The sequence below is a fragment of the Paraburkholderia polaris genome (assembly GCF_012927345.1).
GTDB lineage: Bacteria > Pseudomonadota > Gammaproteobacteria > Burkholderiales > Burkholderiaceae > Paraburkholderia > Paraburkholderia polaris.
In genome coordinates this window covers 79,121-102,252 of record NZ_JABBGJ010000010.1, presented here as the reverse complement: position 1 = coordinate 102,252, position 23,132 = coordinate 79,121, and the positions used below count along the sequence as shown (strand labels likewise).

The window sequence follows — 23,132 nt, the reverse complement described above, 5'->3', positions numbered from 1 at the left end:
CTGCGCAAGCAGCGGCGATGGAGTTGCAACGATGAGCTACACCGAGACAATCGGCAGCCGCACGTATCGTTTCGCCGACCTGAAAACGTTGATGGCGAAAGCCAGCCCGCAGCGTTCCGGCGACCAACTCGCGGGCGTCGCGGCGGCGAGCGAAGAAGAGCGCGTCGCCGCCAAGATGGCGCTCGCGCAGGTGCCGCTGCGCACGTTTCTCAACGAAGCGCTGATCCCGTACGAAAGCGACGAGGTCACGCGGCTTGTGATCGACGATCACTCGCCGCAAGCGTTCGCTGAGATCTCGCATCTGACGGTCGGCGATTTTCGCAACTGGCTGTTGAGCACCACGACCGATGCGGACGCGCTTACGCGTATCACCGCCGGCCTCACGCCGGAGATGGTGGCGGCGGTCTCGAAGCTGATGCGCAATCAGGATCTGATCGCGGCGGCGCGTAAACGTCCGGTGATCACGCGCTTTCGCAATACGATCGGCTTGCCGGGTCATATGTCGGTGCGTCTGCAACCGAATCATCCGACCGACGATGTCAAAGGCATCGCTGCGTCGATGCTCGATGGCCTGATGTACGGCTGCGGCGACGCGATGATCGGCATCAACCCGGCCAGCGACAATCTCGCCGCGATCACCAAGCTGTTGCTAATGATCGACGACTTCCGCCAACGCTATCAAGTGCCGACGCAATCGTGTGTGCTGACCCACGTCACGAACACGATCGCGGCGATCGAGAAAGGCGCGCCGGTCGATCTGGTGTTTCAGTCGATTGCCGGAACGGAGAAAGCGAACGCGGGTTTCGGTATTTCGCTTGCGCTGTTGCAGGAAGCGTATGAGGCAGGGTTGTCGTTGAAACGCGGCACCGTCGGCAATAACCTGATGTATTTCGAAACCGGCCAGGGCAGTGCGTTGTCGGCCGATGCGCATTTCGGCGTCGATCAACAGACGTGCGAAGTGCGCGCCTACGCAGTCGCGCGCAAGTTCAATCCGTTTCTAGTGAACACAGTGGTGGGCTTCATCGGACCGGAATATTTGTACGACGGCAAGCAGATCACTCGCGCAGGTCTTGAAGATCACTTCTGCGGCAAGCTGCTCGGCGTGCCGATGGGTTGCGACATCTGCTATACGAATCACGCCGAAGCCGATCAGGACGACATGGACAACCTGCTCACGCTACTTGGCGTGGCGGGCATCAACTTCATCATGGGCATTCCGGGCGCGGACGATGTGATGCTCAACTATCAAAGCACGTCTTTCCACGACGCCCTTTACGTGCGCGACGCGCTTGGCCTGCGCCGTGCGCCGGAATTCGAAGAATGGCTGGAGTCGATGCAGATCACTGACTCTCGCGGCGCGTTGCTGAGTGCCTCGTCACAGCAACCGCTGCTGGAAGGCGCGAATGACTGGATGGGCATCGTATGAGCGACTTCCTCGAAAAGAATCCATGGAACGCGCTGCGGCAGTTCACCAACGCGCGCATCGCGTTGGGCCGCGCGGGCAACAGTTTGCCGACGGCGCCGTTGCTGGCGTTCAACCTGTCGCATGCGCAGGCGCGCGACGCCGTGCATCATCCGCTCGATACGGAGGTGCTGCACGAACAGCTGCGCGCGCAAAGTTTCAGCACACTGGATGTGCATAGTGCCGCGCCCGATCGCGAGCATTATTTGCGGCGGCCTGATCTCGGCAGGCGTTTAAGCGACGAGAGCCGGGCAGCGCTTGGGCAGCTCAAGGTCGATTCACCCGATGTGGTCTTCGTGATCGCCGATGGCCTCTCTGCATTCGCTGCGTCGAAACAATCGATCCCGCTGCTGCAAGCTGTTTGCGCAAAACTCACAGACTGGAAGATCGGCCCCGTCGTAGTCGCGCGTCAGGCCCGCGTCGCGCTCGGTGACGAGATCGGTGAACTGCTCAATGCCAAACTGGTTGTGATGTTGATTGGCGAGCGTCCAGGTCTGAGTTCGCCCGATAGCCTTGGTATCTACCTGACGTACGCGCCGAAACTGGGCTGCAGCGATGCGCAACGCAACTGCATTTCGAACGTGCGTCCTGAAGGTCTTAACTACGAATCAGCCGCGCACAAGTTGCATTACTTGCTGACGCATGCAAGGCGCTTGGGTCTCACGGGCGTTGGTTTGAAAGACGATAGCGACGCGCTGCTACCGAGTACACCGACAACACCCGCAGTCAGCAACAATCCGAACACAGGCGCGACGTAGAAACACGACTTAAGCATCCACCCGTTCCACCGGATGCGTTTCGAGCCACGCGTTTTCGTCGTCCTCGAACAGTCGCGAGCGCGTGAGAAAACGCAACCCGCTCGGCCGCTCCAGTGAAAACATCCCGCCATTGCCCGGCACCACGTCGATAATCAACTGCGTGTGCTGCCAGTATTCAAACTGCGATTCGCTCATATAGAACGGCACGCCGGCAATCGTGCCGAGTTTCACATCGGACGAGCCGACCATGAATTCACTCTGAGAGAACATCATCGGCGCGCTGCCGTCGCAGCATCCACCGGATTGATGAAACAACACGGCCCCGTGTTCGGCGCATAGCTTATCGATCAGATCGACCGCGGCAGGCGTGGCTATCACACGCGCTACTTGCTTCTCATCAGCCATCACAAGCCCTCGCTGAAAAAGAGCGAGCCGCGCAATGCGGCCCGCTCGAACAGAATTGCTAACGTCTCGGAAAGCTTAGAAGAAACCGAGCGGCTTATCGCTATAGCTGACGAGCATGTTCTTCGTCTGCTGATAGTGGTCGAGCATCATCTTATGATTTTCGCGGCCGATGCCCGATTGCTTGTAGCCACCGAACGCGGCATGTGCCGGATACGCGTGGTAGCAGTTGGTCCATACGCGGCCCGCCTGGATTTCCCGGCCGAAGCGATAGGCGCGCGTACCGTCGCGCGTCCATACACCGGCGCCCAGACCGTAGAGCGTATCGTTGGCGATCTCGAGCGCTTCGTCTTCGGTCTTGAAGGTCGTCACGGAGACGACCGGCCCGAAGATTTCTTCCTGGAAGATGCGCATCTTGTTGTGGCCGCGGAAGACGGTCGGCTTCACGTAGTAGCCCTTGCTCAGTTCGCCGCCCAGCGAATTGCGCTCACCGCCGATGAGACACTCAGCGCCTTCCTGCTTGCCGAGGTCGACGTACGAGAGGATTTTTTCCAGTTGTTCCTGCGAGGCCTGTGCGCCGATCATCGTTTTCGTATCGAGCGGATGACCCTGCGTGATCGCAGCCACGCGCTTCAACGCGCGCTCCATGAAGCGGTCGTAAATCTTTTCGTCGATCAGCACACGCGACGGACACGTGCACACTTCGCCCTGATTCAGCGCGAACATCGTGAAGCCTTCGAGCGCCTTGTCGAAGTAGCTATCGTCCTCGTTCAGCACGTCGGCGAAGAAAATGTTCGGGCTCTTGCCGCCGAGTTCGAGTGTCACCGGAATGATGTTCTGGCTCGCGTACTGCATGATCAGTCGGCCGGTCGTTGTCTCGCCCGTGAACGCGATCTTCGCAATGCGCTTGCTCGACGCGAGCGGTTTGCCGGCTTCGAGGCCGAAACCGTTCACCACGTTCAGCACGCCCGGCGGCAGCAAATCCTGGATCAGTTCGAGCAGCACGAGAATCGACGCAGGCGTTTGCTCGGCCGGTTTCAGCACGACGCAATTGCCGGCCGCCAATGCAGGCGCAAGCTTCCAGACCGCCATCAGGATCGGGAAATTCCACGGAATGATCTGGCCGACCACGCCGAGCGGTTCGTGAAAGTGATACGCGACGGTGTCGTGGTCGATTTCAGAGATCCCACCTTCCTGCGCACGCACGGCGCCGGCGAAATAGCGGAAATGATCGATGGCTAGCGGGATATCCGCCGCCATTGTTTCGCGCAGCGGCTTGCCGTTGTCGATCGTTTCAGCCACGGCGATGCGTTGCAGATTCGCTTCCATCCGGTCGGCGATACGGTTCAGGATGTTCGCGCGATCGGTGGTCGATGTTTTGCCCCACGCTGCCTTCGCACGATGCGCGGCGTCGAGGGCGAGTTCGATATCGGCTTCGCGCGAGCGCGGGATCGACGTGAACGGCTCACCGGTGATCGGCGACACGTTGTCGAAGTACTCACCGCCCACGGGCTTGACCCATTCGCCGCCGATAAAATTCGCATACTGCTTTTTGTACGGGAATTCGGTAGTCAGAAACTGCATCTCTGCATGATTCATCTGTGTGCTCCTCACATGTTGGAATGGGCTATATTCGGCGCGATATTTCGCTTGGCCGCGACTGACTAGAGCCAGAACCGTGCCAATGCACCGCGCTGGTGAGCCGTGCACGTGCAGCAGGCACGCCATGCGAAGCATGGCGCGTGGCATTGCTCACCTTGCCGGGGAATGAACGTTTCGTTTCTGACCACTGTGCGCAGCGCTGTTCAGGAATTGAACAGGACGTGAGCACCTACCGGTAAGATCAAAGCAAAGTAAGCGGCGAATCCGTTCGGCATGGGAATTGCCTTCCTTTTCCCCTCAATACTCCGTTTTCGCAGATCCGGTATGACGACTGAATTCCGAAACGACAGCCTGACAGTACCCACGCACGCGCAGCAGCCGAGCTTTTGCGTGCAGACCTGCGTCGCCTACGACGCCGACGAGCAAGCGCGTAATCTCCACGGCTGGAACCAGACCTACGACCAACTGACTGCGGGCCGCTTCGTCGGCGGTTTGACGGAGTTGTGTCTCGATCACATGCAGGTGTTCGTCGAAACCACTAGCCATACGCTGCGGCAAACCTGCGAGGTGCAGGAGGACGCCTACTGGTTCGGCATTCCGATTTGCCCCGAAGGTTCCGGCCGGATCGACGCACAGGTCATCGCGGGCGATGCGCTCGCATTTCGTCCGGGCGGAATCGAATTCGAATTGCTGACCTCGGCGGGCTACGAGATTTTTGGCGTGGTGGTGAAGGGTGAAGTGCTGCGCCGGTACGCGGCCGAAGTAGAGCGCGTCGGTCTGGCCGACCATTTGCCGAACACGGAAGTCGTGTCGATCGGCATGGCGCGTAAGGAGCGGCTGTGCGCGTCGCTGCGGCAGCTTCTCGACGACGGCGCAGCGAGCGGCACGCCGCTGTCCTCGTTCGCGCGCAACAATCTGCAGGCGGCGGTGCTGGCCTCGTTGTTCGACGTCGGCGCGTTACCGGCTGATGGGCAGATTGACATGCCCACGCGTGGGCGGCGTCAGTCGATCGTGTCGGAAGCGCGCGAGTATGTGCTGGCCAATCGCGACCGCGCGATCAACGTGCCGGAGTTGTGCGAGCGTTTGCATGTGAGCCGTCGCACGTTGCAATACTGCTTTCAGGATGTGCTCGGCATGGCGCCCGCCACGTACCTGCGCACGATTCGCCTGAACGGCGCGCGACGCGATCTGTGCAATGCGTCGCTTGAATCGCGTTCGGTGCAGGATGTGGCGGCGGCGTGGGGCTTCTGGCATCTCAGCCAGTTCGCTACCGACTACCGGAAGCTGTTCGGCATGCGGCCTTCCGATACGTTGAAGGCCGCGATCGGCGCTCATCAGGTGACGGGGAATCGTTCGTTCGCTCACTAGGATCACGCGGCGCGTTGCGCGTTGCGCATTGCTGGCAAAACGTACGCCGGCTGGCGGCACGATGTGACGCTGTGTGGAGGCGGCGGCCGCTACGGCCGCCACGGATGCAGCCGGATGCGCCGCGGAGTTCCCACCGCCCCGCGCACCCTTATTTGCGGAGCAGCCGCAGGCCGTTCGCCACCACCAGCAGGCTCGCGCCCACATCCGCGAACACGGCCATCCACATCGTGCCCAGACCCATCACCGTCAGCACGAGAAAGACGCTCTTGATGCCCAGTGCCAAAGAGATGTTCTGCACCAGCACCGAATGCGTCGCCTTCGACAGACGGATGAACTGCGGAATCTTGCGCAGATCGTCGTCCATCAAGGCGACGTCGGCGGTTTCGATCGCGGTGTCGGTGCCCATGGCGCCCATCGCAAAGCCGATGTCGGCGCGCGCCAATGCGGGGGCGTCGTTGATGCCGTCGCCGACCATGCCCACCGTCGCGCCTTCCTGCGACCACTGCGCCACCACGTTCAGCTTGTCTTCGGGCAACTGATTGCCGCGTGCTTCGCCGATGCCGACTTGCTGCGCGATCGCGGCGGCCGTGTGCGGGTTGTCGCCGGTGAGCATGGCGGCCCGTACGCCGAGGCGTTGCAAATCGACGATGGCGGCGCGGCTCGTGTCCTTCACCGTATCCGCCACGGCAAACAGCGCGAGCACGCGTTCGGCATCCACCAGCATCACGACCGTTTTGCCTTGCCCTTCGAGCGCGTCCAGCCGCGCTTCAAGCGACGCTGAGCAGCGTCCGAGCTCTTCGACCAGCCGATGATTGCCGAGCCAATACGGCAAGCCGTCGATTTCGCCGCGCACGCCGCGGCCTGCCAGCGCCTCGAAGGCATCGACCGTGACGCTGGCGATGCTTTCGCTTTTCGCCGCCGCCGCGATCGCCATCGACACCGGATGATCCGAGCGACCCGCAAGGCTCGCCGCGAGTGTCCTGCAATGAACGACGTCGACGTCGGCCCGTATTTCAAACTCGGTTTGCACGGGTTTGCCGTGCGTGATCGTGCCGGTTTTGTCGAGCGCGAGCCGGCTCAGCTTGCGGCCCTGTTCAAGGTAGGCGCCGCCTTTGATCAGGATGCCCTTGCGGGCGGCAGCAGCGAGGCCGCTGACGATCGTGACCGGCGTGGAGATCACCAGCGCGCACGGACAGGCGATCACCAGCATCACCAGCGCCTTGTAGACCCATTCGTGCCACTGACCGCCGAACACCAGCGGCGGCAACACCGCCGCGGCGAGTGCGGCAGCGAACACGATCGGCGTATAGACGCGCGCGAACTGATCGACGAAACGCTGGGTCGGCGCTTTGGTGCCTTGCGCTTCCTCGACCGCGTGAATGATGCGCGCGAGCGTCGTGTTGCTGGCCGCAGCCGTGACGCGATAGTCGAACGAACCGGCCTGGTTGATGGTGCCGGCGAACACCGCGTCGCCCACGGTCTTGTCGACCGGCAGACTTTCGCCGGTGATCGGCGCCTGATCGACGCTCGAGCGGCCCGCGACGATTTCGCCGTCGAGCGCAATCCGCTCACCCGGCTTCACGCGCACCACCGCGCCGAGTGCGATCGCTTTGAGGTCTGTGGGCCGCCAGCTGCCGTCGGCTTGCTGCACGCTGGCCTGTTCGGGCGTGAGTTGCATCAACCCCTGGATGGCATTGCGGGCGCGGTCGAGCGACTTCGCTTCGATCAGTTCGGCAATCGTGAAGAGCACCATCACCATCGCGGCTTCCGGCCACTGCTGCAGGATCAACGCGCCGGTCACCGCAATGCTCATCAGCGCGTTGATGTTCAGGTTGCCGTTGCGGATCGCGAGCCAACCCTTTCTGTACGTCGTGAGCCCGCAGGAGGCGATCGCGAGGAGCGCCAGACCCGCAGCCACCCAGACCGGGGCGCCAAGCCAGCTGGCGGCCTCTGAGCCCACGGCAGCAATGCCGGCGAGCGCCAGCGGCCACCACGGCTTGGGCGGCGCTTGAGGGGCGGCCGCTGCCTTGTCCGGGTTCGCGTCTGCCAGCTCAGGCGTGAAGTCGAGCGAACGGATCGCGGCGAGGATCGAGTCGAGGGCGTCCGGTGCGTGGACGACGGTCAACACGCGCTGCATCAGGTTGAAGTCCATGCTGCGCACGTACGGCATGCGGCTGAATTTCTTGCGGATCAGCGCTTCTTCGGTCGGACAGTCCATCTGCATGATGCGGATCGCGGTGCGCACGTCGCTGCCGACGGCTTCCGATTGCGGGAGCTTGACCGGTGCGGCTGGAGTGTGCGCGGTGCCGCAGCAGCTTGCTTCGGCGTGGCTGTGGGCGTGTGAGTGGGTATGACCGTGTGCTTTGTGGTCATGGCGGGAGCTTTCGCCGTGGGCGTGAGCGTGTTGATGCTCGGGTTGGTGACCGTGTGCTTTGTGGTCATGGCCGCAGCTTTCGCCGTGGGCATGGGTGTGTTGATGTTCGGTTTCATGGGCGTGTGCTTTGGCGCCATGGCTGCAGCCGTCGCCGTGCTCGTGAGCGTCTTCACGAGTACCTGCTTCGCGTCCGTGACCACAGGATGCCCGATGACCGCGACCGTCCGGATTTTCATCGGCATGCTCGTGGATATGCCCTTCATGCCCGTGGGCACAGGCTTTGGGCTGCTCCGGGCGGTCCGCTTCGGCGAGGTTGGCGTGAGGCATGGGTGGCTTCCTGGTTCGATTTGTGGTCTAGTAAACACCTTGAAGCCACTACAAGGTCAAGGCCGCAATCCGGAGGGTCCATGAAAATTGGCGAACTGGCGAAAATCGCCCATTGCACGACCGAAACCATCCGTTTCTACGAAAAAGAGGGCCTGTTGCCCGAAGCGGAGCGCACCGAGGCCAATTACCGCAGCTACTCGGCGAGGCACGTCGAACGCCTGCGCTTCATCCGCAATTGCCGCGCGCTCGATATGACTCACGACGAAATCCGTGCGTTGCTGCGTCTGACAGACGCACCGGCGGACGGCTGCGGCGGTATCAATGCCCTGATCGACGAGCACATCGCGCACGTCGACACGCGTATCGACGAATTGAAGCAATTGAAGGTGCAACTGACCACGCTGCGCGAGCAATGCCATGGCGAACAGGCCGTTGAAGACTGCGGCATCGTCCAGGGCCTCACCGAAATGGACGTGAGCGCGACGCGTGCGCGGCATACGCATCTGGGTTGAAGCGCTCCGCCCGTACTGACGGCGGCGCCGACCATGGCAGTGACAGCATTCACGGCTGGGCCTTTTATCCGGCCCACCGAATAAACAATCGAATCCAGTTGGAGAATCAACGTGTTTACCTGTAGAAACCAGCCCTGCGGCGAGCAGTGGGAGATGTCGGACGTCGTCATCAAGAATGAAGGGCAGGGACTCCTGTTCCGTTGCCCGATGTGCGGCGCGCGCAATTACGTCGAACGTTTCGACGGGGAAGATGGCTCGGTGCTGTACGAGCAGATCGAAGGCCGTCCCGCCACCGGCCCCATGGCCGAATAGTCCTGAGCCTTCAGTCTCTTCAGCCTCTTCAGTCGATAGCGAGCCATTACCCTATGAACAGTCCCACTCAAGCCGGCGCGCCGTTTAGCCAGCTACCGCTGCCGCCCGCGACACTCGCCAATCTGACGCAGCTCGGCTATGTCGAGATGACGCCGATTCAGGCAGCGAGCTTGCCGATCGCATTGGCCGGCAACGATCTGATCGCCCAGGCGAAAACCGGCAGCGGCAAGACCGCGGCATTTTCTCTGGCGCTGCTTAACCGCCTCGACGTGCGCAACTTCGCCGTGCAGGCGATGGTGCTGTGCCCGACGCGCGAACTCGCCGATCAGGTCACGCAGGAAATCCGCCGTCTGGCGCGCGCCGAAGAAAACATCAAGGTGCTGACGCTGTGCGGCGGCACGCCGATGCGCCCGCAAACGGCCAGCCTCGAACACGGTGCGCACATCGTGGTCGGCACGCCGGGCCGGATCATGGATCACCTCGAGCGCGGCAGCCTGCCGTTGCAGTCGCTCAACACACTGGTGCTCGACGAAGCCGACCGCATGCTCGACATGGGGTTCTTCGACGACATCGCGACTGTCGTGAAGCAATGTCCGAAAGAGCGGCAAACGCTGCTGTTCTCAGCGACGTACCCGGAAGGCATCGTCAAACTCAGCCAGCAATTCCTGCGCAATCCGAAGGAAGTGAAGCTCGCCGAGCGGCACGACAACACCAAGATTCGTCAGCGCTTTTATGAAGTCACCGAAGACCAGCGTCTGCATGCTGTTGGTTTGCTGCTGAATCACTATCGTCCGGTGAGCACGCTCGCGTTCTGCAACACCAAGCAGCAATGCCGCGATCTGCTCGACGTGCTGCGCGCGCAGGGTTTTCATGCGCTCGCGCTGCACGGCGAACTTGATCAGCGTGAACGCGATCAGGTACTGATCCAGTTCGCAAACCGCAGTTGCTCGGTGCTGGTTGCCACGGACGTTGCCTCGCGCGGTCTGGACATCGCGGAGCTCGAAGCCGTGATCAACGTCGACGTGACGCCGGACCCGGAAGTGCACGTGCACCGCATTGGCCGCACGGGTCGCGCCGATCAGGAAGGCTGGGCGCTCAGTCTAGCCAGCATGAACGAGATGGGCCGCGTGGGCAGTCTCGAACAGGCGCAAAAGCGTGAAGTCGAGTGGCACAAGCTGGCCGATCTCAAGCCCGCGAGCAACGAGCGGCTGCTGCCGCCGATGGAAACACTGCAGATTCTCGGCGGTCGCAAGGAAAAGATCCGTCCGGGCGATGTGCTCGGCGCGCTGACCGGCGAAGCAGGTTTCGCCGGTTCGCAGATCGGCAAGATCAACGTGACCGAAATGTCGACCTATGTGGCCGTGGAGCGCAGCGTCGCGCGCGACGCATTGCGCAAGCTCAGCGCCGGCAAGGTGAAGGGCAAGAAGGTCAAAGTCCGCATGATGGACGAGACTTGATCGCTGACTAGTTTGCTTTTGACGGCTGCGACCGCCTGGTCGCAGCCGAGTTGGTCCGCACCATCGCTGCGCGTCATCGCAGCAAATCGCAACGCCCCATCACCGCCGCGCATCACATTACGTCATACCTCCGCCGGTTTCCGCGCTTCCCGCGCGGCTGCATTTCTCCCCCAAACCCCCCGATTTCATTGCCTTAGCCCGTCCCAGCACGGCATTGCGCGAGCCATGACGTAAACGCATGCCGCGCATGACAAAGTTTCGATTGTGACCGTTCTTTGGCTGATGCCTAATCATCGAACTGGATGGGACTGCCGCGCAGTTGGCAGTCCGCGAATCCGCTGCCGGATGAAGAAAGGGAGAAAGCCTTATGCAGAGCGCCATGCAAGCCCGCTCGAAACTGCCTGACGTAGGCACAACGATTTTTACCGTGATCGGCCAACTGGCCGCACAACACGATGCGCTGAACCTGTCGCAAGGTGCGCCGAATTTCGCGCCCGACGCGAAACTGGTCGACGGTGTCGCGCAAGCCATGCGCGCCGGTCATAATCAGTACGCGCCGATGGCCGGCATCGCCACCCTGCGCGAAGCGCTCGCCGAGAAAGTCGAGACGCTGTACGGCGTGCGCTACGACCCGTCGAGCGAAGTTACCGTGATCGCCAGCGCCAGCGAAGGCCTGTATTCCACGATCAGCGCGTTGGTGCACCCCGGCGATGAAGTGATTTACTTCGAGCCGTCGTTCGATAGCTACGGCCCGATCGTTCGCCTGCAAGGCGCGACGCCGATCCCGATCAAACTGTCGTTGAGCGATTTCCGCGTGGACTGGGACGAGGTCGCCGCCGCGATCACGCCGAAGACGCGCATGATCATCATCAACACGCCGCACAACCCGACCGCGACCGTGTTCAGCGAGGCCGACATCGCGCGTCTGAAGGCCGTGACGCGCAACACCGACATCGTGATTCTTGCCGACGAAGTCTACGAACACGTGGTGTTCGACGGCGCCAAACATCAGAGCATGGCCTGCGACTCTGAGCTCGCGGAGCGTAGCGTGATCGTGTCGTCGTTCGGCAAGTCGTATCACGTGACCGGTTGGCGCATCGGCTACTGCCTCGCGCCCGCCGCGCTCATGGATGAGATTCGTAAAGTCCATCAGTTCATGGTGTTTTCTGCCGATACCCCGATGCAATACGCGTTTGTCGATGCGCTGGCCAATCGCGAGAGCTATCTCGGTCTGTCCGCGTTTTATCAGAAGAAGCGCGATCTGCTCGCCCATGCGCTGCGCGATTCGCGCTTCGAGTTGTTGCCGAGCGAAGGCAGCTTCTTCATGCTCGCGCGTTTTCGCGGTTTCTCCGAGGAAAGCGATAGCGATTTCGTGCTGCGCCTGATTCGCGATGCGCGTGTTGCGACGATTCCGCTGTCGGCGTTCTATACCGATGGCACGGATTCTGGTTTGATTCGCCTGAGCTTCTCGAAGGACGACGCCACCTTGATCGAAGGCGCGCGGCGTTTGTGCGAAATCTGATTCGCCGGTTGTGCGAGGTATTCGCGGTGAGCGCATGAAGACCTGATCTGATCTGATCGCAAAGGGACGCGATCAGCTCGACAGTAGCGCGAACCGGCAGCATTTTTTGACCGCAGTATGATCGTCGCGCCATTGCGTCGTTATGCATCAGCGCACTGCATGCTGGTGTGACAACAATATCGAAGGAAAAGGGATCCGTTATGAAATTGCTCAAGCCTCTATTGGCGCTGGCCTGCGCATTCGCGTCGATTGCTGCCTCGTCTGCCGCGATCGCCGCCGACACATCGACGCTGCGTTTCGGACTCGAGGCGCAGTATCCGCCGTTCGAATCGAAAGGGCCGAACGGTGAGTTGCAGGGTCTCGACATCGACGTCGGCAATGCCGTCTGCGTCGCCGCGCATGTGACGTGCAAGTGGGTCGAAACCTCGTTCGACGGCTTGATTCCAGCGCTGCAAGGCCGCAAGTTCGACGCGATCAATTCGGCGATGAACGCCACCGAGCAGCGCCGTCAGGCGATCGATTTCACGACCGTCGTGTATCGCGTGCCGACGCAACTGATCGCAAAGCGCGACAGCGGTTTGCTGCCGACGCCGGCATCGTTGAAGGGCAAACGCGTCGGCGTGTTGCAGGCGTCGATTCAGGAAACCTTCGCGAAGACGCATTGGGAACCGGCTGGCGTCACCGTCGTGCCGTATCAGGACCAGAACCAGGTTTATACGGATCTCGTGGCGGGTCGACTCGATGCGACGCTCGTTCTGGCGCCGGCTGGAGAGACGGGTTTTCTGTCGAAGCCTAGCGGCAAGGACTATGCGTTTGTCGGTCAGCCGGTGCGCGATGACAAGATCCTCGGCAGCGGCATCGCGTACGGGATTCGCAAGGGCGACACCGCGCTGCGTGATCAGCTGAACGCGGCGATTGCGAAGGTCCAGGCCGACGGCACGGTAAAGACGCTGGCGGCGAAGTATCTCGGCAATATCGACGTCTCGTCGAAGTAACTTACTGGCCGTGCTCGGTGGGTGCCGCGTGGCGATCGGCACCGCGAAACTCGTTCTCGGCGTCGATCATGCGGCGCTTGAGCATCGGCACGTTGTTCACCACGCGCAAGCTGGTGCGCATGGCACTTAACGCCATCCGTCCGACCACCGGCCGATGCAGCGCGCCGCGCGCATCGAACTGCTTGCGCGATTCCGCGACTGCGTGAAAGCCGTAGCGGCGCATCTCCTCTTCGTAACCCGCGACGGCGTCGTGACCCGACAGCTTGCCCTGTTGTGCATCGGCCAGACGCGCGGCGAGCAGCGCGGCATCGCGCAGCGCGGTGTTCGCACCGACGCCGCGGCCCGGCGTCATCAGATGCACCGCATCACCCAGCACTGTGACATTGGTGGTCGGCCATGCGTCGACGGGAACCGACGTGCGCACATCGACGCTGAAGGCGGTGGACGGATCCGAGGCGCGAATCAGGGCGCGTAGATTGGGATGCCAGCCATCGGTGATCTGCGTCGCGAGCGCGAGTAACGCGGCCTGTCCGAGCGGTTTGGGATCGGCCGGCAAGTTGTGCAGTGCGCCCCAGACACCCCACATCAGATAGTCGCGTGTGTTGTCGTAGAGCAATCCAGGCCAGCCCGAGAGCAGCTCGGCATCGTTACTGCCGATGCCTTCCTTCATGCCGCTGCCGTCCGCGCGCCACGGAAATTCCATCACATGCACGATGCCGCCATAACCCTTTGGCGCGTTGATCAGCGTAATGCCGTCGAGCACCTTGGGCGGCAGCAGCGCGCGTGACGCTTCGTCCATGGGCACTTTTGCACCGACGCTAACGATGCCGGTGTTTTCCAGCCGCGCGTGCGGCAGCAATTGGCGGCGCACCTTCGACCGCGCCCCGTCTGCGCCGATCAGCAGATCCGCGGTGGCGTGGGTGCCGTCCTCGAAATGCGCGGTGACGCTGCCGTCGGCATGCTGTTCGTACGACGTGAACGTCTTGTCGAAGTGCACGTGCGCTTCGAGGCCCGTGAGCAGCACTTGCCTAAGCGTCATCCGGCTGACCGATTTGCCGCCGCTCATCGATTCGTCTTCGAGCGGCACCGTGAGCAATTCGGTCATTCGTTCGGTGAGGATGTTGAAGTGGCCGGGCGTGCGTGCGCAAGTCGCCAGAAACGTCGCATAAAGTTCTGGCGAAAGGCAGGCTTTCAGCGACGCCAGCCCGTGTGGATTGATACCGACGCGATAGCCCTGCAAACCGTCCGCGCGCGTGCGGTCGCGTTCATAGACATTTACGTTGATGCCGGCGCGCTTCAACCCGTGCGCAAGACAGAGGCCGCCGGTGCCGGCCCCGATCACGATCACCTCCATGGGTTCACGATTCATGACTTAGCCTCCTTCTTTGCGGCAGGTTGGGCCGGCCGGTATTTGTATTCGCCGGCGGGCAGCGTGAAGCGTTGAGCAATGTCTTCGAGCCATTCCGGGCTCCAGGTCAGCGTGCCGGACTTCAGATCGGACACCACGCTGCGAACCCACTCCAGCTCGACAAGCAGCTGCGCACGCACCAGTTCGCCTTCGAGCAGGAACAGCCGCGGCACCTGCATCTGGGTGGCTTGTTCAGTGGCGTCGTCGAGCCGGATCAATTCCCGCTCGAGTGCGCCGATGCGGGTCTCGAGCTGACGGCATACGTCGTCAGGTGAGAGCAGCGGCAGGAAGGAGAGCGCGGCCGGAAAGGCAGGGAAATCGCGGGCGGGTTGCGCGAGCTGTTCGCGCAACCACAGACGGCCGGTGTCGCGCCCGGCTTCGGTAATTTCATAGACCGTGCGTTCCGGGAATGCACCGTCGCGTTCCGTTTCGCGGACGGCGATCAGGTCGCCGCGCAACAGGCGATCGATTGTTTGGTACAGGCTGTTGCGCTGACCGACGTTGATGACCTCGTCTTTGCCGCGTGCCTTGATGAGCTGCTGCATTCGGTACGGATGCATCGGCGCCTCAGTCAGCATGGCGAGGACAGCGAGGGCGAGCGGAGAGTGGCGGACCATGGTTGGGGTGGCTGCGAGCTAGTCTTTGTTTATCTAGTCATAATATAACTATAAATTTTTGAGCGTGGCAAGCACGGAATTTCGGGGTGATCTGCGGGCGCACTGTTTCCATCGCTGGCGCACGGCAGATTGCACCGTTACGATGTGGTGCGCGCCGACGACCTGATCTACAGGTGACGAAGCTGCGACGGGACAAAGCGCATGACCGAGGAGCACGTGATGAGCGGGACGAACGATAGGAGTGATTCAGCGGCGACGGCTGCGGCACCGAAGTTCTGGCGCGATGAAGCGTTGCCGTTCATCGAGGCGCGTTCTATCGATGATGGCCGCGAGGTCTGCTATGCCAAACACTCGCACGAGACGTTCTCGATCGGCGCCGTCACCGGCGGGCATAGCGCGTATGTGAATCGCCACGCGAGTGAATGGATCGGCGCCGGTGCGGTGGTGCTGATGAATCCGGACGACGTGCACGCGTGTAACCCGGTTGCCGACGAGCGCTGGTCGTATCGGATGCTGCACGTTGATGTTGACTGGCTCACGGGTTTGCAACACGACTTGGGTTTCAGCGACAACCACGCGTTTCGCGCTTTCTCGCAGACCATGACGACGGACCCGACGTTGTTCGACGGTTTGAACCGTCTATACGCGATCCTCGTCGACGACGATAGCGAGTCGATGCGCAAGGAAAGCGCTGCGCTCACGTTCTTCTCGGAAGTGCAACAGAAGTTGAATCCGGCGCCCTTGCCGGATTGCGACGCGAGCGGCCAACTCGCGCGCGCCGCGGAGTTCATTGCCGAAAACTGCACCCGTCCGCTGAAGCTGGAGGATGTCTGCAAGGCGGCTGAGCTGTCCGCCTCGCACTTGATCCGCGCCTTCAAACAGCGTTATGGCATGACGCCGCACGCCTATCTGATCAATCGACGCATCCAGTACAGCCGCGCGCAACTCCGGCGCGGCTACCCGATAGCGGACGTCGCGCTCGATGCGGGCTTTGCCGATCAGGCGCATTTGCAGCGGACCTTCAAGCGGCTGGTTGCGGCGACGCCGGGGCAGTATCGCAGTTGACGCTCGCTGGCCGTTCGGGCGCCTGGGCAATAGACCTTCAGGCGACCGGTGGCGATGGTGTCGTGGCAACGTGGCAGTTGAAGAAGCGGTTGCGCCTGGTAAGTGCATCCTGCTGCGCTCCTCACGCTATCAGCAGATACAACGCGCTGGCCGCGAGCAACGCCGCCATCACACGATTGAATAACCTCACGTGCTTCGGCTCCTGCAAGTATCGACGCAGGAACGTGCCGGCATATGCCCAGCTTGCAATCGACAAATAACAAACCACGAAGTACACCACGGTGAATTGCCAGACGAGCCGGCCGTCGCCGTCGGCTGCGTAGGCGCCCATGCCGGCCAGCGAAGCGAGCCATGCTTTCGGATTAAGCCATTGCATCGCTGCGCCGTATGCGAAGGACGGCCCGCGGGTGGGCTTGTCCGCGCCGAGCTTGCCGTCATCGACGGCGAGTTTGAAGGCCATGTAAAGCAGAAAGCCGACGCCGGCCCATTTGACGATGTCGATCAGATTGGGGAAGTGCGCGAGCAACTCATGCAGCCCCAGACCGATCAGCAACAGCAACAGCGTGAACCCGACGGTCGCGCCGGTCACATGCCGCATGCTTGCGGTGAATCCATGTTGCGCGCCGGCGCTGAGCGCGACGACATTGACTGGCCCGGGAGAAATCGACGAGGCCAACGCAAAGGCGGCCATGGAGAGTAAGACGGTCATCGGATGCCTCGATACGTGAGTGCGCAGGATTTGCGACGCTCAACGGTATCGGGCAGCAGGGAGGGGTGTATTGAAGGAAATTGCTTTCAGTGAAGCGTGTCGGCAGCGCCGCAGCACTTTTTGAATTTCTTGCCGCTGCCGCAAGGACAGGGATCGTTGCGGCCGACCTTCGGTTCTGTGCGTTGCATCGCAGACGCGAGCTTCCGTTCGTGGACGGCCTGACGGTGAGGAAGCCAGAAACGATAGATCGCGGCGATGCTGGCGGGAATCTGTTTGGTGAGGGCTTCGCGCTGTTCCGGCGTGTCGATCAACGCCAGCTCTTCCGGCGTGAGATCCTCTGAGCCCATCAGATGTAGCGGACTCAGCCATGCCTGGCCCTGCTCGCTATCGAACAGCGCTTGCCAATCTGCCCGAACCAGGGCGAGGCCCTGCATGAAGCCGAAAGCCCACGCTTCGCCGTCGATGTATTCGCGTTCGCTGTCGTCAACACGGCTGAAGCCAAACACCGGCTCGAACTCATCCGGGTCATCTTCCAGTGTGGTGATGATGCCGTTCATGTTCCGCAAGATCAGCCCGAGAATGTGCTGCGCCTGATCCATTGTTTCGAATGCAGGAGCGTCATCCTCGCTGGGGCCCCACACGCCCGGCAGCCAGTAACTCGGCGGCACGGTAGTCGGCCCGATGGCCATCGCGGTCAGATAACCGTCGAGTCCTTCGATCGTCAGCGTCTCTTCCGACGTTACCTCGGAAATCAGAAACTCATCGAGTTCGTCGAACTCTTTTTCGGAGAGCGGCGTAGCCAGATCGGCGGGGTTGAGTTTTGATTTGGACATGGTGCGGCTCCGATGCTTCGAATCTTGAGTCCCGATGGCCTACCGGGGGAAATGCGGAGTCGGCTTGCTCACACGGCACCGGCGCCGCAAAGCAAAAAGCCCAGTCGCATGGACCGGGCTTTTTGTTGAAACTTTGGTGGGGCGTGACAGATTCGAACTGTCGACCTACGGATTAAGAGTCCGCTGCTCTACCAGCTGAGCTAACGCCCCAAACAGAAGCGAAATTATGCCGAAACTTTCCGAGATTGCCAACCCCCTTTAGCAGATTTCTTAAAAAATCTCGGAAGGGCGGCGACCCGGTGCCTGTGCTGCCTGCCGTCAGGCACCGGAAAGGCGCACGGCTCACCGTCCGGTATCATGTCGCGGACACCTGCCGCACGAAGCGTCGCGCGGCATTCGACCGGGGACCGCCATGGATGACAAAGAGATTATCGAGCTGCTCGACCGCATCCTCGCACCTTGGGTTCGCGCGCTGACGCTGACCCCGGTCAAGGTCGACGAAGAAAGTGCAACCTTGCGCCTGCCGTTTTCCGGCGGGTTTCGCCATTCGGGCGGTGTGATCTGCGGCCAGGTCTTCATGGCGGCCGCCGACACGGCCATGATCGTCGCCATCTCGGCCGCGCTCGGCGGCTTCAAGCCGATGAGCACCGTCTCGCTCAACATCAGTTTCATGCGCGCGGTCCGCAACGGCGACGTGCTGATCACCGCGCGCGTGTTGCGCATGGGCCGCAATCTCGTGTTCGGCGAGGTCGAATTATTCGACGAAGCCGGCAACATGGCCGTCCACGCCACCACCACCTACGCGCTGCTCGACTGAAACCTGAAACGGGCCCGCAAGCTGCATTAGAGGAAAAAGCGAAGATGTTCGATCAGGTCGTATTCGCCGGCGGCGGCAATCGCTGCTGGTGGCAGGCGGGATTCTGGGACGTGGTGCAGCCGGAGCTGGACATCCGTCCGCGCGTCATCGCTGCCATTTCGGCCGGCGCCGCCACCGCGTGCATGCTCTACACGCGCGATTCCGACTGGGTCATGCGCTATTACGAAGACGCGCTGCGCCACAATACCCGCAACGCGTACTGGGGCAATCTGCTGCGCGGCGAATCGGTTTTTCCGCACTACCGGATTTACCGCCAGGCGCTGCTCGACATCTACAGCGACAAATTCTCCACACTCGCTGACGCGCCCGAAATCCGTATCGGCGTGTCGCACCTGCCGCGCTGGCTTGGCGCGCGAAGCGCGGTCGCCGCGGGCCTGATTGCGTACAACATCGAGAAATACGTGCGCAAAACGCTGCATCCGACACTCGGTCAGACGCTCGGTTTTCATCCGGAATTCGTGTGCGCGCAGGACTGCGCGACGGTCGAAGATCTCGCCGATCTGATTCTGCAATCGTCGAGTACGCCGCCTTTCACGCCGGTTTTACGGCGCAACGGCCGGCCAGTGCTGGATGGCGGGATGGTCGACAACGTGCCGGTCGGCGCGCTCGACGCCGATGCGCCCGGCAACGTGCTGGTCATGGTCACGCGCCTTTATCCGCGGCCGCAGATGTTTGTCGTGCCGCACGGCGTGCAGCAACGGCTCTATGTGCAGCCGTCGCGCAAGGTGCCGATTTCGAGTTGGGATTACACGAGCCCGTCGCAGATGGTGCACGCGTACAACCTCGGCCGCACCGACGGCGAGACCTTTCTGGAACGCATGCCCGATCTGCTGGAAGCCGGCGCGCACGAAGCGCGCTGAGGTGAGCGGCGGTGGCGCGGTTTGCAAAAGCGTTGCGTGGCTCGCGGCTTCGCGCCGGCGGAATCGATGGGTAGATTGAAACCGGAGGCGATCGCGAGCGATTAACGCGGGCGCTTAACCGAAAAATGCCGCCCGAGACTAGCGCAGACGCTTAACGCCGACGCCCACCCTGCAGCGCTTCCGGATTCGCCACGCTGGACGTATCGCCGGCGTCGAAAGCCAGAATGTTCTGGAATGCCGCGGTGAAATACAACTCGTAGCTCTCGCGCTCCACGTAGCCAATGTGCGGCGTGCAGATCACATTCTCCATGCGCAACAGGCTGTAGCCCTGCAGAATCGGCTCGCTTTCGTAGACGTCGATCGCGACCATGCCTGGACGGTTGTGCGACAGCGCGTTCACCAGCGCGTTTTCGTCGAGCAGTTCTGCCCGGCTCGTGTTCACGAGCAACGCGGTCGGCTTCATCCGCATCAGATCTTCCTGCTTGACGATGCCGCGCGTGTCGTCGTGCAGACGCAGGTGCAACGACAGCACATCGCTCTGCTCGAACAGCGCCTCACGGCTCTCGGCCACGCCATATCCGTCCGAGCGCGCCGCTTCGCGCGAATGCTCGCGACCCCAGATCAGCACGTTCATGCCGAACGCCTTGCCGTACCCGGCAAGCAGCCGGCCGATCTTGCCGTAACCCCAAATTCCCAGCGTCTGACCGCGCAACACCTGGCCCAATCCGAAGTTCGGCGGCAGCGCCGACGTCTTCAAACCGGACTGCTGCCAGGCTCCTTGCTTAAGGTTTGCTACGTATTGCGGAATTCGCCGCTGAGCCGCCATGATGAGGGCCCACGTCAGTTCGGCCGGTGCGACCGGCGAGCCGCTGCCTTCCAGCACGGCGATGCCGCGCTCGGTACAGGCTACCAGATCGATGTGGCTCGAGACCTTGCCGGTTTGGCTGATCATGCGCAAACGCGGCAACTTGTCGAGTAGTTGCGAGTTGATGCGGGTGCGTTCGCGAATCAGGACCAAGGCGTCGACTTCCGAAAGACGGCTTGCCAGTTGGCCGAGACCGCGGACGGTGTTGTTGAAGACCTTGACCTCATGGTCGGCCAGCAGTTGAAAGCAGTCGAGCTTGCGGACGGCGTCCTGGTAATCGTCGAGGATTGCGATCTTCATGGTATGTGTCTTGCGGCGCACCATAGCGGTGCGGAACGGAGTGTTATGCTGACTGTCCCACCATGTGACCTAGGTCACATGCAGGTTTGGCTGGATGCCTTACCGTAGAAGCTGCCGCGAAGAACGGCAGCGCCACGGCAAGGCCGATTGACATCGTTTTTAACAGTTTGTTGCGTGTTGAGGCAAGTCGCTTTACAGACGGTTGCAGAAGGCCGTCGGCGGACAGCTCCGCGCAACATGCTGTGTGGCCCAGGATGACCTGCACAATCGCGCGTCGGCTTGTAGGAATACCGGCGCGATGAATTGAACGCCTCTCGCATGCAGCGTCGCTGGGCTTGTACCGTTTTTCTATTGCTTTCAAAACGGAGACAAGTCGATGAATCATCCCTCATTCGAAGGACAGCCCACTATCGAGGCGTCCGCAGGGGCGCCCGAGTGGGTCAAACAGCGGAAACTGATCGACTGGGTCCAGCGCGTTGCCGCCATGACCAAGCCCGACCGAATCGTCTGGTGCGATGGCTCGCAAGAGGAGTACGACCGCTTATGTGCTCAGATGGTCGAAGCCGGTACCCTCAGGAAGCTCAATCCCGCCAAACGTCCCAATTCCTATCTCGCATGGTCCGATCCGTCTGACGTGGCGCGTGTCGAAGACCGCACGTTCATCTGTTCAAAGCGCCGGGAAGATGCCGGGCCAACCAACAACTGGATCGAACCGGCTGAGATGCGTTCGACGCTCGACGGCCTGTTCGACGGCGCCATGCGTGGCCGCACGATGTACGTGGTGCCGTTCTCGATGGGGCCACTCGGTTCGCCGATCGCGCACATCGGCGTCGAGTTGAGCGACAGCCCGTACGTGGTGACCAACATGCGCATCATGACGCGCATGGGCCGCAAGGTGTACGAGGTGCTGGGCGAAGACGGCGAGTTCGTGCCGTGCGTGCATTCGGTCGGCGCGCCGCTCGCGGCGGACGCGAAAGACGTGCCATGGCCGTGCAACGACACCAAATACATCGTCCATTTCCCCGAGTCGCGCGAAATCTGGAGCTACGGCTCGGGCTACGGCGGTAACGCGCTGCTCGGCAAGAAGTGCTTCGCGCTGCGCATCGCGTCCACGATGGGCCGCGACGAAGGCTGGCTCGCCGAACACATGCTGGTCCTCGGCGTGACGTCGCCGGAAGGGTACAAGCATCACGTCGCGGCGGCGTTTCCGTCGGCTTGCGGCAAGACCAACTTCGCGATGCTGATTCCACCGGAAGGCCTCAACGGCTGGAAAATCTCCACCATCGGCGACGATATTGCGTGGATCAAGCCGGGTCAGGACGGCCGTCTGTACGCGATCAACCCGGAGGCGGGCTATTTCGGCGTCGCCCCGGGCACGAGCGAAAAGACCAACTTCAACGCGATGGCCACGCTGAAGGAAAACGTGATCTTCACGAACGTCGCGCTGACCGACGACGGCGACATCTGGTGGGAAGGCATGACGGACGAGCCTCCCGCGCATCTGATCGACTGGCAGGGCAAGGACTGGACGCCGGCGAGCGCAAAGGAAAGCGGACGCAAGGCCGCGCATCCGAACGCGCGCTTCACGGCGCCGGCCTCGCAATGTCCGTCGATCGACGCCGACTGGGAGAACCCAGCGGGCGTCGCGATCGACGCGTTCATTTTCGGCGGCCGCCGTTCCACCACCGTGCCGCTCGTCACCGAAGCGCGCAACTGGGTCGAAGGCGTCTACATGGCGGCGACCATGGGCTCGGAAACAACCGCGGCGGCGGCGGGGCAGCAAGGCGTGGTGCGCCGCGACCCGTTCGCGATGCTGCCGTTCTGCGGTTACAACATGAGCGACTACTTCGGGCACTGGCTGAAAACCGGCGAGCGTCTCGAGAACCTGGGCGCGAAGCTGCCGAAAATCTTTTGCGTCAACTGGTTCCGCAAGGGCGCGGACGGCAAGTTCGTCTGGCCGGGCTTCGGCGAGAACATGCGCGTGCTGAGCTGGATGGTCGGGCGCATTGAGGGCAACGCGCAAGGTGAAGAACACGCGTTCGGCGTGTCACCGCACTATGACGACATTGACTGGAGCGGGCTCGATTTCAGCCGCGAGCAATTCCAACAGGTGATCTCGGTCGACGACGCGGCTTGGCGCGACGAACTCTCGCTGCATGCGGAGCTGTTTGACACATTGCAGCAAGGTTTACCGCCGGCTTTGACCGAGGCAAAACGCGCCCTTGAGGGAAAACTCGCTGCCTGATCACGTGAGTATTCACTTCGCACGGAAGCCGCCTTCGGGCGGTTTTTCTTTGTCGGTCTGACCCCGCCTCGCGACTTTTCCACATTTCGCAATGCCGGGACGACCTTTGCATCTGTTCGAACAAAAAAGACAGTGCAAGCTGCAGTGCAGCAGATTGTTGCTTTTGTCGGAACAATCGAGGTTCATGCCCCACACTGGGGAACACAGTCGCACAAATATCGACAATATTTCCGCTTTGGCGGGCAACTTCTGCACGATTTCG

The 23,132-nt window shown here is 61.7% G+C and carries 20 protein-coding genes and 1 tRNA gene; 12 read left to right on the top strand and 9 right to left on the bottom strand.

Going from position 1 to position 23,132, the window contains the following annotated elements:
• Positions 1-31: 31 nt before the first annotated feature.
• Together HHL24_RS11280 and eutC are read left to right on the top strand one after the other, a co-directional pair.
• Positions 32-1,426 (top strand): ethanolamine ammonia-lyase subunit EutB, encoded by a 1,395-nt coding sequence (locus tag HHL24_RS11280; protein ID WP_169485567.1) that lies wholly within the window; start codon positions 32-34, stop codon positions 1,424-1,426.
• Positions 1,423-2,220: an ethanolamine ammonia-lyase subunit EutC gene (gene eutC, locus HHL24_RS11275; RefSeq protein ID WP_169485566.1), complete on the top strand. Its 798-nt coding sequence runs from the start codon at positions 1,423-1,425 to the stop codon at positions 2,218-2,220. The genes HHL24_RS11280 and eutC overlap by 4 nt, the downstream gene beginning before the upstream one ends.
• A 9-nt stretch (positions 2,221-2,229) precedes the next feature.
• Here the strand turns inward: eutC and HHL24_RS11270 are convergent, their stop codons facing one another.
• Together HHL24_RS11270 and adh are read right to left on the bottom strand one after the other, a co-directional pair.
• Positions 2,230-2,625, bottom strand: a complete 396-nt coding sequence (locus HHL24_RS11270) for a DUF779 domain-containing protein (RefSeq protein WP_169485565.1) — start codon at positions 2,623-2,625, stop codon at positions 2,230-2,232.
• A gap of 75 nt (positions 2,626-2,700) precedes the next feature.
• A complete protein-coding gene (gene adh, locus HHL24_RS11265; protein WP_169485564.1) occupies positions 2,701-4,221 on the bottom strand; it encodes an aldehyde dehydrogenase in 1,521 nt (506 codons plus the stop codon).
• Positions 4,222-4,548: 327 nt separating this feature from the next.
• On the opposite strand from adh, the gene HHL24_RS11260 reads away from it, so the two are divergent.
• Positions 4,549-5,592 carry a helix-turn-helix domain-containing protein gene (locus tag HHL24_RS11260; RefSeq protein WP_169485563.1) on the top strand — a complete coding sequence of 348 codons (1,044 nt, stop codon included), beginning with the start codon at positions 4,549-4,551 and terminating at the stop codon, positions 5,590-5,592.
• A 148-nt stretch (positions 5,593-5,740) separates the two neighbouring features.
• On the opposite strand, the gene HHL24_RS11255 is transcribed toward HHL24_RS11260, so the two are convergent.
• Positions 5,741-8,293 carry a heavy metal translocating P-type ATPase gene (locus tag HHL24_RS11255; protein WP_407947492.1) on the bottom strand — a complete coding sequence of 851 codons (2,553 nt, stop codon included), beginning with the start codon at positions 8,291-8,293 and terminating at the stop codon, positions 5,741-5,743.
• An 80-nt stretch (positions 8,294-8,373) separates the two neighbouring features.
• Between HHL24_RS11255 and cadR the strand changes: the two genes are divergently transcribed.
• The 5 genes from cadR to HHL24_RS11230 all read left to right on the top strand — a co-directional run bounded on the left by cadR (position 8,374) and on the right by HHL24_RS11230 (position 13,091).
• Positions 8,374-8,805, top strand: coding sequence for a Cd(II)/Pb(II)-responsive transcriptional regulator (gene cadR, locus HHL24_RS11250; RefSeq protein WP_115781533.1), 432 nt, complete (start codon positions 8,374-8,376; stop codon positions 8,803-8,805).
• A gap of 111 nt (positions 8,806-8,916) precedes the next feature.
• Positions 8,917-9,117, top strand: coding sequence for a hypothetical protein (locus tag HHL24_RS11245; protein WP_028197690.1), 201 nt, complete (start codon positions 8,917-8,919; stop codon positions 9,115-9,117).
• 53 nt (positions 9,118-9,170) lie between these two features.
• Entirely contained in the window at positions 9,171-10,574 is a 1,404-nt protein-coding gene (dbpA, locus tag HHL24_RS11240) for an ATP-dependent RNA helicase DbpA (protein WP_169485562.1), read from the top strand.
• Positions 10,575-10,941: 367 nt separating this feature from the next.
• Positions 10,942-12,096, top strand: a complete 1,155-nt coding sequence (locus HHL24_RS11235) for a pyridoxal phosphate-dependent aminotransferase (RefSeq protein ID WP_169485561.1) — start codon at positions 10,942-10,944, stop codon at positions 12,094-12,096.
• Positions 12,097-12,296: 200 nt separating this feature from the next.
• Positions 12,297-13,091, top strand: coding sequence for an ABC transporter substrate-binding protein (locus HHL24_RS11230; RefSeq protein ID WP_169485560.1), 795 nt, complete (start codon positions 12,297-12,299; stop codon positions 13,089-13,091).
• 1 nt (position 13,092) lies between these two features.
• Here the strand turns inward: HHL24_RS11230 and HHL24_RS11225 are convergent, their stop codons facing one another.
• Both HHL24_RS11225 and HHL24_RS11220 read right to left on the bottom strand, forming a co-directional pair.
• Positions 13,093-14,460 carry an FAD-dependent monooxygenase gene (locus tag HHL24_RS11225; RefSeq protein WP_169485559.1) on the bottom strand — a complete coding sequence of 456 codons (1,368 nt, stop codon included), beginning with the start codon at positions 14,458-14,460 and terminating at the stop codon, positions 13,093-13,095.
• Entirely contained in the window at positions 14,457-15,116 is a 660-nt protein-coding gene (locus HHL24_RS11220; RefSeq protein WP_169485558.1) for a PadR family transcriptional regulator, read from the bottom strand. The genes HHL24_RS11225 and HHL24_RS11220 overlap by 4 nt, the downstream gene beginning before the upstream one ends.
• A gap of 219 nt (positions 15,117-15,335) precedes the next feature.
• On the opposite strand from HHL24_RS11220, the gene HHL24_RS11215 reads away from it, so the two are divergent.
• On the top strand, positions 15,336-16,181 hold the full coding sequence (locus HHL24_RS11215; protein ID WP_230417409.1) for a helix-turn-helix transcriptional regulator: 846 nt from the start codon (positions 15,336-15,338) through the stop codon (positions 16,179-16,181).
• A 121-nt stretch (positions 16,182-16,302) separates the two neighbouring features.
• Here the strand turns inward: HHL24_RS11215 and HHL24_RS11210 are convergent, their stop codons facing one another.
• The 3 genes from HHL24_RS11210 to HHL24_RS11200 form a co-directional block, all read right to left on the bottom strand.
• A complete protein-coding gene (locus HHL24_RS11210) occupies positions 16,303-16,890 on the bottom strand; it encodes a LysE family translocator (RefSeq protein WP_169485556.1) in 588 nt (195 codons plus the stop codon).
• Positions 16,891-16,976: 86 nt separating this feature from the next.
• Positions 16,977-17,723 (bottom strand): UPF0149 family protein, encoded by a 747-nt coding sequence (locus tag HHL24_RS11205; RefSeq protein ID WP_169485555.1) that lies wholly within the window; start codon positions 17,721-17,723, stop codon positions 16,977-16,979.
• A gap of 134 nt (positions 17,724-17,857) precedes the next feature.
• Positions 17,858-17,933, bottom strand: a tRNA-Lys gene (locus HHL24_RS11200).
• Between the two features lie 202 nt (positions 17,934-18,135).
• On the opposite strand from HHL24_RS11200, the gene HHL24_RS11195 reads away from it, so the two are divergent.
• Positions 18,136-18,540 (top strand): PaaI family thioesterase, encoded by a 405-nt coding sequence (locus HHL24_RS11195; RefSeq protein ID WP_169485554.1) that lies wholly within the window; start codon positions 18,136-18,138, stop codon positions 18,538-18,540.
• Between the two features lie 44 nt (positions 18,541-18,584).
• Positions 18,585-19,460 (top strand): patatin-like phospholipase family protein, encoded by an 876-nt coding sequence (locus HHL24_RS11190; RefSeq protein ID WP_169485553.1) that lies wholly within the window; start codon positions 18,585-18,587, stop codon positions 19,458-19,460.
• Positions 19,461-19,611: 151 nt separating this feature from the next.
• Here the strand turns inward: HHL24_RS11190 and HHL24_RS11185 are convergent, their stop codons facing one another.
• On the bottom strand, positions 19,612-20,625 hold the full coding sequence (locus tag HHL24_RS11185; RefSeq protein ID WP_169485552.1) for a D-2-hydroxyacid dehydrogenase family protein: 1,014 nt from the start codon (positions 20,623-20,625) through the stop codon (positions 19,612-19,614).
• Between the two features lie 376 nt (positions 20,626-21,001).
• Here HHL24_RS11185 and HHL24_RS11180 point away from each other — a divergent pair, with 376 nt between their 5' ends.
• On the top strand, positions 21,002-22,870 hold the full coding sequence (locus HHL24_RS11180; RefSeq protein ID WP_169485551.1) for a phosphoenolpyruvate carboxykinase (GTP): 1,869 nt from the start codon (positions 21,002-21,004) through the stop codon (positions 22,868-22,870).
• Positions 22,871-23,132 lie beyond the last annotated feature (262 nt).